The 13,596-nt window shown below is 62.4% G+C and carries 12 protein-coding genes; 6 read left to right on the top strand and 6 right to left on the bottom strand.

Annotation, left to right across the window (positions count from 1 at the left end; all coding sequences use genetic code 11):
- The first annotated feature begins 17 nt into the window (after positions 1 to 17).
- The 4 genes from ACE4QZ_RS16930 (at position 18) to ACE4QZ_RS16945 (ending at position 2,355) form a co-directional block, all read left to right on the top strand.
- Positions 18 to 710 (top strand): AzlC family ABC transporter permease, encoded by a 693-nt coding sequence (locus ACE4QZ_RS16930; protein WP_021782839.1) that lies wholly within the window; start codon positions 18 to 20, stop codon positions 708 to 710.
- Complete coding sequence (locus tag ACE4QZ_RS16935) at positions 707 to 1,021, top strand: AzlD domain-containing protein (protein WP_021782840.1); 315 nt, start codon at positions 707 to 709, stop codon at positions 1,019 to 1,021. The genes ACE4QZ_RS16930 and ACE4QZ_RS16935 overlap by 4 nt, the downstream gene beginning before the upstream one ends.
- Positions 1,018 to 1,863 carry an AraC family transcriptional regulator gene (locus tag ACE4QZ_RS16940; protein WP_021782841.1) on the top strand — a complete coding sequence of 282 codons (846 nt, stop codon included), beginning with the start codon at positions 1,018 to 1,020 and terminating at the stop codon, positions 1,861 to 1,863. Before ACE4QZ_RS16935 ends, ACE4QZ_RS16940 begins: the two co-directional genes overlap by 4 nt.
- Positions 1,864 to 2,127: 264 nt before the next feature.
- Positions 2,128 to 2,355: a hypothetical protein gene (locus ACE4QZ_RS16945; protein WP_003250422.1), complete on the top strand. Its 228-nt coding sequence runs from the start codon at positions 2,128 to 2,130 to the stop codon at positions 2,353 to 2,355.
- A gap of 46 nt (positions 2,356 to 2,401) precedes the next feature.
- On the opposite strand, the gene ACE4QZ_RS16950 is transcribed toward ACE4QZ_RS16945, so the two are convergent.
- The 5 genes from ACE4QZ_RS16950 to ACE4QZ_RS16970 all read right to left on the bottom strand — a co-directional run bounded on the left by ACE4QZ_RS16950 (position 2,402) and on the right by ACE4QZ_RS16970 (position 7,840).
- Complete coding sequence (locus ACE4QZ_RS16950; RefSeq protein ID WP_021782842.1) at positions 2,402 to 2,884, bottom strand: copper chaperone PCu(A)C; 483 nt, start codon at positions 2,882 to 2,884, stop codon at positions 2,402 to 2,404.
- On the bottom strand, positions 2,885 to 3,493 hold the full coding sequence (locus ACE4QZ_RS16955; RefSeq protein ID WP_003250418.1) for an SCO family protein: 609 nt from the start codon (positions 3,491 to 3,493) through the stop codon (positions 2,885 to 2,887).
- 196 nt (positions 3,494 to 3,689) lie between these two features.
- Positions 3,690 to 4,274, bottom strand: coding sequence for a Fe-S biogenesis protein NfuA (nfuA, locus tag ACE4QZ_RS16960; protein ID WP_003250416.1), 585 nt, complete (start codon positions 4,272 to 4,274; stop codon positions 3,690 to 3,692).
- A gap of 58 nt (positions 4,275 to 4,332) precedes the next feature.
- Positions 4,333 to 5,367 (bottom strand): acyltransferase family protein, encoded by a 1,035-nt coding sequence (locus tag ACE4QZ_RS16965; RefSeq protein WP_021782843.1) that lies wholly within the window; start codon positions 5,365 to 5,367, stop codon positions 4,333 to 4,335.
- Positions 5,368 to 5,539: 172 nt separating this feature from the next.
- Positions 5,540 to 7,840 carry a fatty acid cis/trans isomerase gene (locus tag ACE4QZ_RS16970; protein ID WP_028697369.1) on the bottom strand — a complete coding sequence of 767 codons (2,301 nt, stop codon included), beginning with the start codon at positions 7,838 to 7,840 and terminating at the stop codon, positions 5,540 to 5,542.
- Between the two features lie 183 nt (positions 7,841 to 8,023).
- Here ACE4QZ_RS16970 and metH point away from each other — a divergent pair, with 183 nt between their 5' ends.
- Together metH and ACE4QZ_RS16980 are read left to right on the top strand one after the other, a co-directional pair.
- Entirely contained in the window at positions 8,024 to 11,731 is a 3,708-nt protein-coding gene (metH, locus tag ACE4QZ_RS16975; protein ID WP_021782845.1) for a methionine synthase, read from the top strand.
- Between the two features lie 169 nt (positions 11,732 to 11,900).
- Positions 11,901 to 12,116: a DUF2970 domain-containing protein gene (locus ACE4QZ_RS16980; RefSeq protein WP_021782846.1), complete on the top strand. Its 216-nt coding sequence runs from the start codon at positions 11,901 to 11,903 to the stop codon at positions 12,114 to 12,116.
- Positions 12,117 to 12,478: 362 nt separating this feature from the next.
- Here the strand turns inward: ACE4QZ_RS16980 and ACE4QZ_RS16985 are convergent, their stop codons facing one another.
- Entirely contained in the window at positions 12,479 to 13,555 is a 1,077-nt protein-coding gene (locus tag ACE4QZ_RS16985) for an ABC transporter substrate-binding protein (RefSeq protein WP_021782848.1), read from the bottom strand.
- Positions 13,556 to 13,596: the final 41 nt, after the last annotated feature.

The raw sequence follows: 13,596 nt of genomic DNA on the forward strand, positions 1-13,596 counted from the left end.
GCCGTAATGCAGCCATCATGCCCCACATCGCCCGCCAAGCCTTCCTTCACGGCGCCATTGCCATTATCCCGTTGTCCCTGGCCGTTGCCCCTTGGGGACTGCTGGCCGGTTCCATGGCCATCGAGGCCAACCTCAGCGCCTGGCAGGGGCAAGGGCTGTCGGCCATCGTCTTTGCCGGCGCCGCGCAGCTGGTGGCCATTGGCATGCTCAAGGGGGGTGCCAACCTGGCGTCGATCCTGCTCACCACCCTGCTGCTGACCTCGCAGCACCTGCTGTATGGCCTGTCGATGCGCCCGGTACTATCCAGCCAGCCGCTGCGCTGGCGCCTGGGCCTGGGCTTTCTGCTGACCGACGAATTCTTCGCCCTGACCAGCCAGTACGACCAGCAGCAATTCAACCGCTGGTATGCCTTGGGGGTGGGCCTGACCTTCTACATTGCCTGGAACCTGTTCACCCTGGCCGGCATACTGCTGGGCCAGAATATTCCACACCTGGACCAGTTCGGCCTGGATTTCTCCATTGTCGCCACTTTTGTCGCCCTGATCGCCCCGCTGGTGCGCAACCTGGCCACCGTGGTGTGCGTAGCCGTGTCGCTGTTCTGTTCGGTGCTGTTCAGCTACTGGCACTGGGAAACCGCCCTGGTGGTCGCAGGCCTGCTGGGCATGAGCGCCGGGTTCATTTGCCAGAAATTCGCCGGAGCCCGCGCATGACCTGGATCCTGATTTTCGCCATGGGCGCCATCGTGTTCCTCAACCGCTACGCATTCCTGGAGCCACGCCTGCCCTTGCGCCTGAGCTCGAATGCCCGGCAGTTTCTCGGCTTTGCCGTGCCGGGCATGCTCACCGCCATCTGCGGCCCGATCATCTTCATAGCTGACCACCAGCTCAACCTAAGCCTGCTCAACCCCTACCTGCTGGGCTCCCTTGTGGCCATCGCCCTGGTGCTGTTGACCCGCAGCGTGTTGCTGAGCATGCTGGTGAGCATGTTGATCTTCTTCTTTCTACGCAGCTGGCTGGCATGAGCACACCCTTGCGCGAGCAGACACACCTCTGGCAGGCGCCAGCCCTGGGCGACGTCGAGATGCTGCACGCTCGCTACTATCAGCAGCGCTTCGCCCCGCATGTGCACGAGGGCTACGTATTCACCGTGATCGAGTCGGGCGCCCAACGCTTCTGGCACCGCGGCAGCGAGCATCTGGCACCGGTCGGCAGCATGGTGCTGATCAACCCCGACGAACTGCATACCGGCGCTACGGCCCATGAAGCCGGCTGGCGTTATCGCGGCTTCTATCCCGAGCACGAGCGGGTCACCGGTGTGCTCGACGAACTGGAACTGGGCCGCCACGGTATGCCCAGCTTCAAGGACAGCGTGATCCATGACCCGGCCCTGGCCCTCGCTTTCAGCCAGCTGCATCAGTTGTCTGAAGCCAGCGCCAGCGCCTTGCAGCAGCAGACGGCCTGGCGCCAGGCGGTGCTGGCCCTGGTGCAGCGGCACGGGCAGTGCGCCGAGCCTTCGCCCCCTGGCCACGAACCCCTGGCCGTAGCCCGCGCCCGCGAACTGCTGGAAAGCCAACTGGCCGACCCGCCCTCACTGGAAGCGCTGGCGGCAGCAGTCAACCTGTCGCCGTTCCACTTCGCCCGGGTGTTCCGCCAGGCCACCGGACTGCCACCCCATGCCTGGCTGAAGCAGCGCCGCCTGGCCCGCGCCCGCGAAATGCTGAAGCACGGCCTGGCCGCTTCGCAAGTGGCGTTCGACCTCGGCTTTGCCGACCAGAGCCATTTGAGCCGGCAGTTCAAGCAAGCCTATGGGGTGACCCCGGGGGCCTATCGGCAAGCCTGCGTTCACTCTGCTCTACGCGCGTGAGAGGCAGCGCCCTCTCGAGAATGCAGACCCGCCAGCAGCTACCAGATTGTGCAGTTGAGCACTTCAACAGGTCACGTTCAGAAACCAAGCCCTGAATCCCTTGCACGGCACGAGCATCAACTTTAAACATGCTGTTTATAAGTAACGAGTTGTTACTGCGCCGCAAGAGCAGCCACTTGCAGCTGCCGCAGCGCGCCTTGCAAAGGCCGCAAGAGCCTGGCCAACCCTCTGCTACACTGACAAGGCTGAACGGAGGATCCTGCCATGTCCGAAAGAGAGCTCACCACCCTTCTGTCGTTGATGAACCAGCGCCAGGCCTGTCTGAGCAGTGCCTGCAAGGAGATTGCCGACTGGATCGACCGGCAGGGCGATGTGCCCGCCGCCGGCAAGATCCGCGCTAGCCTGAAGGCACTGGAGGCCGATGAGGCCCAGGTTCGAAAGACCCTGACGTCGCTGACCCTCGACAGGCCGCTGCCGCGCTTTCGTAGCTGAAAGGCGCAGTTGAAAAAAGGGCCGCTGAACGCGGCCCTTTGATCTGTCAGTGGTTCATGTGCATGTGATCATGCCCACCACCCGCGTCGGCGTTGAGTGCACGCACTTGTGCCTGAACTTCCAGGGTTTCCTTGGCGCCCTTGGCATCCTCGATGGTCAGGGTCAGAGGCACTTTGTCACCCTCCTTCACCTGATTGTGCAGGCCCATCAGCATGACATGCAGGCCATTCGGGTCCAGGGTCACTGCCTTGCCGGCTGGCAACTCGACAGCCTTGACCTCACGCATGCCCATCACGTCACCGTTCATGGTCATCTCGTGCACCTGCACAGTCTTGGCCACGGGCGAAGCCACGCCTACCAGCTTGCTGTCGCTGCTGGCGGTCAGGACCATGAAAGCACCGGTGGACTGCTGGTGCGGCACGCTGGCACGCACCCAGGCATCACTCACGGTGGTCTGGGCCAGGGCCGGCAAGGCCAGCCCCATCAGTACCAGGGCAGCCAAACCGCGTTTGATCGGTTGCATCGACATTCAGCAGATCTCCATCAGGGTGACCAGGTCTTCGGCACATTCCTTGGCGTTCAGGGAATGGCCCAGGCTCAGGCGCAGGGTGCCACGTGTATCGTAGACGTAGCTGGTGGACGAGTGAGAAATGGTGTAGGTGTCTCCGGCCGGAACCTTCTCGTAGAACACCTTGAATTCCTTGGCCACCGCGGCAATTTCCTCGGGGGTGCCGGTCAGCGCGGTGAACGTCGGGTCGAAGGCCTTGACGTAGGCATCGAGCACCTCGGGCGTGTCGCGCTCCGGGTCCAGGGTGATGAACACCACCTGGAACAGGTCGCGGTCGCGTCCCCTCAGCAGCTTGCGAATCTGCGCCGCACGCGCCAGCGTGGTCGGACAGACAGCCGGGCACTGGGTGAAGCCGAAGAAGACCATCGGCATGCTGCCGTAGAAGCTCGACAGGGTGCGCACGTTACCTTGCGGGTCTTTGAGGCTGAACTTGCGCCCGAGGATTTCGTTGCTCATGTTCTTGCCGTACTTGAACTCGAGCCCCCGGGCCGGGCTGCAGCCTGCCAGCAGGCCAAGCCCGAGAACGCCCATGCCGGCGACAACCGCACGCCGGGTCAAAAGATCATTCATGAAACCATCCTTTACAGGGAAGGTGCCGGCCCTCGGGACGGGCCGGTCGAAAAACCGGGGCATTCTGGCATGACACCCAGAGGGGTTCTACCCGACCAACGCGGGGATGGCCTGCAGCCCTTTGAATACGGGCTGCGGCCTGTTGTCGCAGGGGTTGAAACCGTAACACTTTGTTGCTAAGGGAGCCGCCTTCAACTCAGTAGTAGGCGTTTTCTTTCTGGCTGTGGTCAGTCACGTCGCGCACGCCCTTCAGCTCCGGAATACGCTCGAGCAGGGTGCGCTCGATGCCTTCCTTCAGGGTGACATCGGCCTGGCCGCAACCCTGGCAGCCACCACCGAACTGCAGCACGGCAATGCCGTCATCGACCACGTCCACCAGGCTCACCTGGCCACCATGGCTGGCCAGGCCCGGGTTGATCTCGGTCTGCAGGTAGTAGTTGATACGTTCGTTGATCGGGCTGTCTTCGTTGACCATTGGCACCTTGGCGTTCGGCGCCTTGATGGTCAGCTGGCCGCCCATGCGGTCGGTGGCGTAGTCAACCAGTGCGTCTTCCAGGAACGGTACGCTGACGGCGTCCAGGTAGGCGGTGAAGCTTTTCAGACCCACGGCGGTGTCGTCAGGCTTCTCTTCGCCCGGCTTGCAGTAAGCGATGCACGTCTCGGCGTACTGGGTGCCCGGCTGGGTGATGAAAATGCGAATGCCGATGCCGGGCGTATTCTGCTTGGAGAGCAGATCGGCCAGGTAGTCATGGGCGGCGTCGGTAATGGTTATAGCGCTCATGTAGGTTCCTCACAGACTTGCGGCCAAGTGTACGCCAACCCGGTCCTTGAACAAAGTCCTAGCAATTGACTCGGGAAAGCGCATATTCCGGGGCCGCCCCCCGTTGCGCCGTCAGCCAGGCCTGCATTCGCCGGTACAGGCCGCGCTCCAGCCACTGGTAGCTGAACCACGACATTAGTCCAATGGACGGCACGCACAGGGCAAATGTCAGGAACGGGTTCAGCTGCAGCCGCTGGCTGGCGAACCAGCCTGCATACAGCACCAGCACATGAATCAGGTACACCGAGTACGAACAGTCGCCAAGGGCCTTGAGCAGCCGATTGCCCTGGAACAGCGGCTCCATGGCCACGAAGGCCAGCACAATCATCGCGCTCGGCATACCCCAGTGCAGCAAGCGCTGGGAAGCGTCCAGATAGTAGATCGCCAGGCCCGCCACACCGAGCAACGCCAGCGGCAACCACCGGCCCTGGCGGATCAGCCCGCGGCGGTACAGTACGCCGACACCAATGCCCAGCAGAAACTCGTAGATGATGTCGTTGTTGTAGAAGCGGCTGACCACGCCCATGCGCCCCAGTACCTCACTGACCAGCAACAGTGCGGCAGTCACCAGCAGCAGGTGATGCTGTTGGCGTACCAGGAACGCCAGGCCGAACAGCAGGTAGAAGAACATCTCGAAGTTCAGCGTCCAGCCCACGTTCAGGGTCGGGTACAGGCCGTAGCCACCTGGGTTTTCCGCCGGGATGAACAGCAGTGACAGCAAAAGGTGCGGCCAGGTAAACGCCTGATGTGGCATCCATTGGCTGCATGCCAGCAGCAACATGGCCATCAGGGCGGTGTAGAACCAGTAGGCAGGAACGATGCGCAGCGCCCGGTTGAGCAGGAACTGGCGCGGTTCGATGGCTTTGTCGCGGGTCGACAGGTAGATGACCAGTCCACTGATGACGAAGAAGATGTCGACGCCTACCGCGCCACGGTTGGTAAGCAGTTGGCCGATGGGGCCGGTGGCGTGGAAGTCGAAGAAGATCTGCATGAAATGGTGGCAGACCACCACCCAGGCGGCGAACGCCCGCAGTGCCTGAAGCGAATACAGCATGGAATACCCTGCGCTTGGCGATGCATTGAGGCCCGTATCGAGTGCAGAGGCCAGCGCCAGCCTTGATGGCAGCGCCATACTCGCGAAGGGCTGCAAAGCAGCCCCTTTGCAATCGATCAAGACCACCCACCGTTTCCGACCGCAGGGCACTCGGAAAAGTCAGCCAACCCGATCAGAGGTTCTCGTAGCGGTTCATGTCCAGCACGCCCGCCTCGACCGGTTCGGTCTCCTTGATATAGCTGTTCAGGTCGTGGAAGTAGTGCCAGAACGCTGGGTGACTGCGGCGCACCCCCCAGCGCATGACAATGCGCTCGAACTTCGCCGCGTCATCTTTCGCATACTCCATGTCCTCGACGAACTCCGGCACATCCTTGGTCGGGATGTTGAAGATGAAGTTCGGGTAGCTGGTGAGCACACCCGGGTACAGGGTCAGGGTATCCAGCCCCGGCTGGTAGCGGTACGCCTCACCCAGCAGGAACGCCACGTTGCTGTGCGCGCGGTTGCGCAGCAGGCTGTACACCTGACGCTGGCCGTCCTGCCCTTCGATACGCAGCATGGTCGCCTCGGGCAACTGGTTGATCACCTTCAGCCCGGCCGCCGGGCGCGACACCAGTCGGCTGAGCGACTGCTCGGCATTGCGGAACTCTTCGCTGATCTGCGACCGTGAGCAGAACGCGCCCTGGCAGCGATTGATCGGGTCCGGCGCGGCATTCAGGCTACCGGTGCGCTGCAGCAGCTTCAGGCCAAAGTCGCGCTTGGGGTTGCGCGAGTCGAGCTCGATACCACTCGGGGTGTCGGTGTCGATGTCTTCATAATCCATCCACATCTTCACCTTGCCACTGTTCTGGTACCAGTCGCCAAGGATCGCCTTGCGCTGGTCGGCCGGCATCAGGCGCAGGAAGTTGATCTCGGCGCCATTGCGGATCAGGTCGAAGTACAGGCGCGTCTGCAACTGGTGCGAAACGTTGCCATACACATCGAAGTTGACCGCCAACTGGTAATACGTGCGCTCGAACAACGGGTAGTCGAACAACCACACAGTCAGCGGTACATCCCCCACCAGGCCCTTGGTCACCGATGCGCTGTCGAAGTGGCGGAAGATGCTCAGCAGCGCATTGTCGTTACCGGCCCACAGCGTCGACCATCTCGGTGCCGGCATTTCGGCATAGGCTTCACGGCGCAGTTTCTCGTAGTCGTTGCGCTTGTCACGATAGGCGTGCCACAGGCTCAGCACACTGCCCACGTCATCGATCTGGCCAGGCATGGCCAGCAAGGGCGTAGCCTTGCCCCGATACTCGGCATCGGTGATGTAGCGATCGAAGGCCGGCTCCTGGAACAGCGCCCAGAAGTTGTCGCGGATCACGTCAGTGGCAATCTGCCCGCGGCACACCGGGCCACGGATGAAGGTGCGCACGAAGTACTCGGCGTTATCCAGCATGAACTGGTAGCGCGCCACCGCCGGGATCGCCTCGAAGGTTTCAAACGGGTTGGCCCGGTGGCGCGGGCCATAGCCCGGAAGCGCGGTGGCATGCCAGTCGCCGGCGTAGAACAGCTGCTTCACGCGCTTGAGTTTCTGCGGCCCCATCGGGTAGGTGATGTGCGTCTTGTGCACGATCACGCCCTGCACCGGGATCAAGCGGTAGTAGAAGTCCGTGCCCGGCGGGTCGTTGGGGCGGCGGGTGGCAATGATATCGACCGGCTTGCCACTTGGCGTGCGCGAGCGCACCCACTGGAAGAAGTGGCCCTGCTCGCCGCCAACGAAGTAGATATGTGCCAGGAACAGGTGCTCGTACAGCCAGCGGCCCACCAGCGCCTCGGTGGAACCCGGGCGGTTGAGCAGTTCTTCCCACTCTGCGATTTGCCTGGCCTCGGCCGCGCTAGGCTGGATCGGCTGATACTCCACCGGCGCACCGGCCGCCAGCCAGCGGCGCATGGTGGTGTATTCGTCGTCGGTCAGCCCGGTCACCGCCAGCGGCATGCCCTCCTTGGGGTGTGCGCCGGCATAGGCGTCGAATTCATGGGGCAACGGGCACATGTTGTTGCGGCTCAGGCCCAGGACGATCTCTTCGGGCAGCTTGGCGTTGGGCGTAAGCGGGGTTTTGTGGCCCAACTCCAGCATGCGCGCCATCAGCGCAGCCTGACTGCCCTGGTTGTCGAGCACCGAGTAGAAGCCCTTCTTGCGCCATTGCTCTTCGCTGTGTGCGTCGTAGAACAGCCGCGTGGTGGGCACCGCCTTGCTCCGCTCGCCCTGGTACACCGGGACCTTGCTGGCCCCGCGTACAGCGCCTTCAGGGCTTTCCAGCTTCAGCTGGCAGGCGGCGTCGTTGCAGGCATGGCAGGCCACGCACTTCTCGGTAAAGATCGGTTGAATGTCCCGGGTGTAGGAAATGGCCGGGCTCGACTGGGGGGCTTGCCCGAATGCCGCGCCGCTGATGAGCAGGGCGAAGGCGCCAGCAAGGATACGATGCACCATGTGCGGAAAGTCCTGGTTCTTGAAAGCCATCACGATTTGTTGCCTGGTCATCCTGGGTGCTTTGCGCTGTCAGCGCCCGTTCAACATGAGCAGTTTTCATGCAAAATGGGCGACATGCCTAAAAACCGCGCAGCTTTGTTATGATTCGGCACCTTCTGATATTTGCCCGACCAGGTAGTTCCTATGTCCGACCGCAGCGCTCGTCTCCAAGCACTCCAGAACGCACTCAAAGAGCGCATCCTGATCCTCGACGGCGGCATGGGTACTATGATCCAAAGCTACCGTCTAGAGGAACACGACTATCGTGGCACGCGTTTTGCCGATTGGCCAAGCGATGTGAAGGGTAACAACGACCTGTTACTGCTCAGCCGCCCGGACGTGATCGCCGCCATCGAGAAGGCTTACCTGGATGCAGGTGCCGATATTCTCGAAACCAACACCTTCAACGCCACGCAGATTTCCCAGGCCGACTACGGCATGGAGTCGCTGGTTTACGAGCTGAACGTCGAAGGCGCGCGCATCGCTCGCCAGGTTGCCGATGCCAAGACTCTGGAGACGCCGGACAAGCCGCGCTTCGTCGCCGGCGTGCTCGGCCCAACCAGCCGGACCTGCTCGATTTCCCCGGACGTCAATGACCCAGGGTTCCGCAACGTCACCTTCGACGAGTTGGTAGAAAACTACATCGAGGCCACCCGCGGCCTGATCGAAGGCGGCGCCGACCTGATCCTGATCGAGACCATCTTCGACACCCTCAACGCGAAGGCGGCGATCTTCGCCGTGCAGCAAGTGTTCGAGGACGACAACGTTGAACTGCCGATCATGATCTCCGGCACCATCACCGACGCCTCCGGCCGTACCCTGTCGGGCCAGACTACCGAAGCGTTCTGGAACTCGGTGCGTCACGCCAAGCCGATTTCCGTGGGCCTGAACTGCGCCTTGGGCGCCAAGGACCTGCGCCCGTACCTGGAAGAGCTGGCGACCAAGGCCGATACCCATGTGTCCGCCCACCCCAATGCCGGCCTGCCGAATGCCTTCGGCGAGTACGACGAAACCCCGGCCGAGATGGCTGCGGTGGTCGAGGAATTCGCTGCCAGCGGCTTCCTCAACATCATTGGCGGCTGCTGCGGTACCACGCCGGGGCACATCCAGGCCATTGCCGAAGCCGTGGCCAAGTACAAGCCGCGCGAGATTCCGGAAATCGCCAAGGCCTGCCGCCTGTCGGGCCTGGAGCCGTTCACCATCGACCGCCAGTCGCTGTTCGTCAACGTCGGTGAGCGCACCAATATCACCGGTTCTGCCAAGTTCGCCCGGCTGATCCGCGAAGAGAACTATACCGAAGCCCTGGAAGTCGCCCTGCAACAGGTCGAGGCCGGCGCCCAGGTAATCGACATCAACATGGACGAAGGGATGCTCGACTCCCAGGCGGCCATGGTCCGGTTCCTCAACCTGATCGCGGGCGAACCGGACATTTCGCGCGTACCGATCATGATCGACTCGTCCAAGTGGGAAGTGATCGAAGCCGGCCTCAAGTGCATCCAGGGCAAGGGGATCGTCAACTCCATTTCCATGAAGGAAGGCGTCGAGCAGTTCAAGCACCACGCCCGCCTGTGCAAGCGCTATGGCGCTGCCGTGGTGGTCATGGCCTTCGACGAAGTCGGCCAGGCCGACACTGCCGCGCGCAAGAAGGAAATCTGCCAGCGCAGCTATGACATCCTGGTCAACGAAGTGGGCTTCCCGCCAGAAGACATCATCTTCGACCCGAACATCTTCGCCGTCGCCACCGGTATCGAAGAACACAACAACTACGCCGTCGACTTCATCGAAGCCTGTGCCTATATCCGCGACCACCTGCCCCACGCCCTGAGCTCGGGCGGTGTGTCCAACGTGTCGTTCTCGTTCCGCGGCAACAATCCGGTGCGTGAGGCGATCCACTCGGTGTTCCTGTATCACGCGATCCAGAACGGCCTGACCATGGGTATCGTCAACGCCGGCCAGCTGGAGATCTACGACGAGATCCCGGCCCAACTGCGTGAGAAGGTCGAGGATGTGGTGCTCAACCGCACCCCGCATGGCACCGATGCACTGCTGGCCATCGCCGACGACTACAAGGGCGGCGGCGCAACCAAGGAAGTGGAAAACGAAGAGTGGCGCTCGCTGCCGGTGGAAAAACGCCTGGAGCACGCGCTGGTCAAGGGCATCACCGCGTTCATCGTCGAAGACACCGAAGAATGCCGCCAGCAGTGCACGCGCCCCATCGAAGTGATCGAAGGCCCGCTGATGAACGGCATGAACGTGGTCGGCGACCTGTTCGGCGCAGGCAAGATGTTCCTGCCGCAGGTGGTCAAGTCGGCCCGAGTGATGAAACAGGCCGTTGCTCACCTGATCCCGTTCATCGAGGCCGAAAAAGGCGACAAGCCGGAAGCCAAGGGCAAGATCCTGATGGCCACGGTGAAAGGCGACGTCCACGACATCGGCAAGAACATTGTCGGCGTGGTGCTGGGCTGTAACGGTTACGACATCGTCGACCTTGGCGTGATGGTGCCCGCGGAGAAGATCCTGCAGACGGCCCGCGAGCAGAAGTGCGACATCATCGGCCTGTCCGGCCTGATTACCCCGTCGCTGGACGAAATGGTCCACGTTGCCCGCGAAATGCAGCGCCAGGGCTTCGAACTGCCGCTGATGATCGGTGGCGCCACCACCTCCAAGGCGCACACGGCGGTCAAGATCGAGCCCAAGTACAGCAACGACGCAGTCATCTACGTCACCGACGCTTCGCGCGCGGTCGGCGTGGCCACCCAGCTGCTGTCCAAAGAACTGAAGCCGGGCTTTGTCGAGAAAACCCGCCTGGAATACGTGGACGTGCGCGAGCGCACCGCCAACCGCAGCGCCCGCACCGAGCGCCTCAGCTACGCCCAGGCTATCGCCGCCAAGCCGCAGTACGACTGGGCCAGCTACCAGCCAGCGGTGCCCTCCTTCACCGGCGTCAAGGTGCTGGAGGACATCGATTTGCGCACCCTGGCCGAATACATCGACTGGACCCCGTTCTTCATCTCCTGGGACCTGGCCGGCAAGTTCCCGCGCATCCTCACCGACGAGGTGGTTGGCGAGGCCGCTACGGCGCTGTACAAGGATGCCCGCGAGATGCTCGACAAGCTGATCGACGAGAAGCTGATCAGCGCCCGCGCGGTATTCGGCTTCTGGCCGGCCAACCAGGTGGCCGATGACGACATCGAAGTCTACGGCGAAGATGGCCAGGCACTGGCCACCCTGCACCACCTGCGCCAGCAGACCATCAAGCCGGACGGCAAGCCCAACTGGTCGCTGGCCGACTTCGTCGCACCGAAAGACAGCGGCGTGACCGACTATGTAGGTGGTTTTATCACCACCGCCGGCATCGGTGCCGAGGAAGTAGCCAAGGCTTACCAGGACAAGGGCGACGACTACAGCTCGATCATGGTCAAGGCCCTGGCCGACCGCCTGGCCGAAGCCTGTGCCGAATGGCTGCACGAGCAGGTGCGCAAAGAGCACTGGGGCTATGCCCGCGACGAGCACCTGGACAACGAGGCGCTGATCAAGGAACAGTACAGCGGCATCCGCCCTGCTCCTGGTTACCCGGCCTGCCCTGACCACACCGAAAAGGAAACCCTGTTCCGCCTGCTCGATGGCACCGCCATTGGTGAAACCGGGCCGAGCGGGGTGTACCTCACCGAGCACTTCGCGATGTTCCCGGCGGCGGCGGTCAGCGGCTGGTACTTCGCCCACCCGCAGGCGAAGTATTTTGCCGTCGGCAAGGTCGACAAGGACCAGATCGAACGTTACAGCGCACGCAAAGGCCAGGATGTCAGCGTAAGCGAGCGCTGGCTGGCGCCTAACCTGGGGTATGACAGCTAAACGACTGCGCTGGCTTCTTCGCGGGCTTGCCCACACAGGTATGAAACAGGCCTCAAGGGCCATGATTTACCTGTAGGGGCGGGTATACCCGCGAAGAGGCCGGCACAGGCAACCTCACAACCATTGCCTACACTGTCCCTGATTGCCTCTGATTTCCCCAGGAGCCACCATGGACGATTCCAGCCAGGGCAAACCCCCGACCTTCTGGCAGATGCTTCACAGCATCCTCGCCGCCGCCTTCGGCGTGCAAAGCGGCAAAAACCGCGCACGCGACTTCACCCACGGCAAAGCCAGCCATTTCATTGCGCTGGGGGCGCTGTTCACCCTGGTGTTCATCGCGATTTTGATCGGCCTGGTGCAGTTGGCCCTGCACCTGACCCGCTAACCTGTGCCGCCCTCTTCGCGGGTAAACCCGCGCCTACAACGGTCCTGCGTCATTTTCAAGGCAGATGTTTCCACTGCGCAGAGGCGGGCACAGGCAATAATAAAGCGCCGGCGGGATTCCCTCCCGCAGGCGCTCCTGTTACATCACGGTCTTGAGTTTCAAGTCACTGGTGGCTGACCCAATACACGGCAGTGACTACCACCAGAACGATCAGGCAGAGGATCGCCCAGGCATCGACACTGCTGTCAGCTTTGCGGACCTTGGTTGGGTTTCCCATTGCATTGCCTCTTGTAGTGGTTATGGGAATGCACTTCACCACCAGCAGTTAAGACGAGCAATGTCCTTCCCTCAAGCAGGGTCATTCAATATTCGACCGGTGACGCCAGAAACGGGTAACGGTAACCGGGCGGCCGCCCTTCGGCACTGTAACGCCGGAAATCGACGCCGTAGTCGTCCCTTTCCAGCAGCTTCAACCAACGCCTGGCCTTGGCCTGATCGATTTCCTGCAATACCGGAACACGGCGCTCGCGCAGGCCGTCGCGGTTCAACGCCAGCCCATGGGCATCATCGTGCAGCATCACCATGGCCCAACCGCCAAGGGTGAAATGCCCCCCCATCAGCACGCTCAAGCGCCCATCGATACGCGCGCGCAAGGCTTCGGCCGAGCTGTTGACGGCACCGAACAGCACATCACGCCCCGGTGTATACCCGGCCTCCTCGAACGCCTGCATCGCACCAAAGGCCATCTGGTCATTGGCCGACCACACCAGGCGGGTGGCCGGGTAACGCTCCAGCAACTGTTGCGCCTGCTCGTAGGCGCGCTGGCGGTTCCAGCCGCCGTATACCACCTGCCGCAAGCGCACCTGAGGGAAATCGGCCAAGGCGCGGCGCATGCCCTCAACGCGCAACTGCGAGGCCGGGGTGGTCTTGACCCCGGCAAAGGCAAGCAGATCCACCGGCCCTGCGTTGCGAGGCAGTTGTGCGAGCATCGAGTGCAACATCTGGTAGCCCGCCTGCTCGTCGTTGCTCATCAAGGTACCCAGCGGCTCGGCATACTTGTCGGGCTGAGCCTCGATGCTGAGGCGCTGGCTGGCGGTCAGGCCATTGTTGACCAGCAGCAGTTTCACCCCGGTGCCACGCGACAGGCGCAGGATTTCCGGTGCCACGTACTGCTCGTTGACCAGTACCAGGTAATCCGGCCGCTGCGGCGCGTTCAGGATCGTCCGGGCCTGGGTCAGTATCAGGTCGGCGCGGCGCTCGCTGTATTGCACCTGCAGGGACATGCCCAGCTCGTCCGCGGCGGCCTTCATGAAGCGGGTATAGCTGGTCCAGAATGTCTCGGTGGACAGCCCCGGGTTGAGAAACACCACCGAAGCCGGTTGCGCATTTGCCACCAGTGGCAAGGCTAGGCACAAGCTTTGGCACAGGGCCTTGAGCATGGGGTCACATCTCTGCGAAGCAAACGCCGGATTATAAACGC

This window comes from Pseudomonas sp. DCA-1 (genome assembly GCF_046523955.1).
In the GTDB taxonomy this organism is placed as follows: Bacteria; Pseudomonadota; Gammaproteobacteria; order Pseudomonadales; family Pseudomonadaceae; genus Aquipseudomonas; species Aquipseudomonas putida_Y.